At 67.3% G+C, this 1,478-nt stretch carries 3 protein-coding genes; all 3 read right to left on the bottom strand.

Translation table 11 applies throughout. From position 1 onward, the window contains the following. A partial coding sequence (locus HMPREF0178_RS19775) for an RNA-binding protein (RefSeq protein WP_232281339.1) occupies positions 1-248 on the bottom strand: 248 nt, incomplete at its 3' end. Positions 249-259: 11 nt separating this feature from the next. Continuing rightward, the gene (locus HMPREF0178_RS19770; RefSeq protein ID WP_009369311.1) at positions 260-646 is read right to left on the bottom strand and encodes a D-Ala-D-Ala carboxypeptidase family metallohydrolase; all 387 of its coding nucleotides are present in this window, start codon (positions 644-646) and stop codon (positions 260-262) included. 436 nt (positions 647-1,082) lie between these two features. Beyond that, a partial coding sequence (locus HMPREF0178_RS19765) for a hypothetical protein (protein ID WP_009369310.1) occupies positions 1,083-1,478 on the bottom strand: 396 nt, incomplete at its 5' end.

The following is a 1,478-nucleotide window of genomic DNA, read 5'->3' as shown; positions in this document are numbered from 1 at the left end:
TGCACGGTTTCGGATCTGCCGTCCGCCACCGCGCCCCGGTTCTGCCCGAAATGCGCGGCAAAGGCATGGGCCCAGCGGTACACGGCGGCATACAGCCCCGCCGTTTCCTTGGGCACGGGCATCCAGACGGTAGCCACGGCGCACAGCCCGCAGACGGTCATGACCGCGCTCAGGGCGACGGCAAGCCACGCCGCGTCGGGATACTGGGCGGCGAGCTGGGCCAGTGCCGAAAAAAGAAAATCAATCACAGCCGTTTCCATCAGTATGCGCCTCCATGCCGGTAAAAGGCCACGTCACGCGGCTTGTCCGGGTCGTTGTCCACATGGATCCACGTCGGGGCCAGCTCGATGCGCCGGAAACCAACTTCAAGCAACGCTTGAAGGATCACGAAACGGGAATGGGAATCCACACAGCGGATGTCCACGGCATACCCGCGCACGTGGGCGGACGTGGGCACGCCCCCGACGGCCTTGTTGTGCTTGGGGCAACGGTAGGCGGACGTCAGCGAAAACGGCGCGCCCGCCAGATCGCGGGCCTCGTCGAGCAGATGCAGCAGATCGGCGTCCATTTTTTCCATGCCCGCGCCGCACCCGCACTTGCAGCGGAATTCGACCGGGGAAAAATGACGCAAGGTAAAACCAGCCATAGGAACCTCCTTCCCCCACCTTGGCGCGTCCGGCCCGGAAGCCACACCCTGAACAGTTTCCGGCGGAGCCCCGCCCCACGCCCCCAAACGTACGGGCCACGCCAGCTCAGGAGCCCCCGGGGAAGCCTCAGGTTCAGGCCCGCAGGAAGCTCGCCCCACGCCGTGGATCGGCAAGAAAAAGAAAGGGGCACCTCCCCGCGCCTCGAGCAACGGCGGATGACGCCGGGCTTACGGCGGCTCCAATGGGGCACCTCCCCGCGCCTCGGGCAACGGGCTGCCTTGCGATGTTTCCGGGGTTGCGGCGGAAACCTCCCACACCCCGCGCACGGGTCTTTGCGAAGCCCCGCCCCCCCTCCCAACCCGGCAAGCCATGCCTGCCGGAAGGGGCTCCGATTGAAGCGGGCGGCGGACAACGCGGGACGCGCCCTTCCCCTTCTCAGTCCGGGCGGCATACCGAACCCCGCCCGCCGCTTCCGCCGCTCCCGATCTTGCAGCGGCTGGCAATCATGCGCACATACCGTTCCGTGACGCCGATTTCGAGGGCGACGGCCCCCGGCGCCTTGCCGGATTCCAGCAGGCGCGCGATCCGTACCTTGGAGGGCTCGCTCCGCCTCCTGTTGGGCAGCGTCACCCGCAACCCGCCGAACGCCGAGCACAGCCGCCTCATCCGTTCCGTGCCGATGACCCCGCAGAGCGGAGAGCCTTCCGGCTGCGTGCGCGGAATGTACGTGGACACCCCGCCCACGGCGCGGCACAGCTTTTCCGCACCGTCTTCGCCAATGGCATCAGCCAGTTCCGCATAATTCACCCAAAGCTCGCCCATCACGACTCC

This window comes from Bilophila sp. 4_1_30 (assembly GCF_000224655.1).
In the GTDB taxonomy this organism is placed as follows: domain Bacteria; phylum Desulfobacterota; class Desulfovibrionia; order Desulfovibrionales; family Desulfovibrionaceae; genus Bilophila; species Bilophila wadsworthia.
The sequence above is the reverse complement of the archived record's forward strand: the minus strand, read 5'-3'. Positions and strand labels throughout refer to the sequence as shown.

Coding starts and splice junctions, on each gene's coding strand:
- HMPREF0178_RS19770 (WP_009369311.1), bottom strand. CDS start 646: ATGGCTGGTTTTACCTTGCGTCATTTTTCCCCGGTCGAATTCCGCTGC.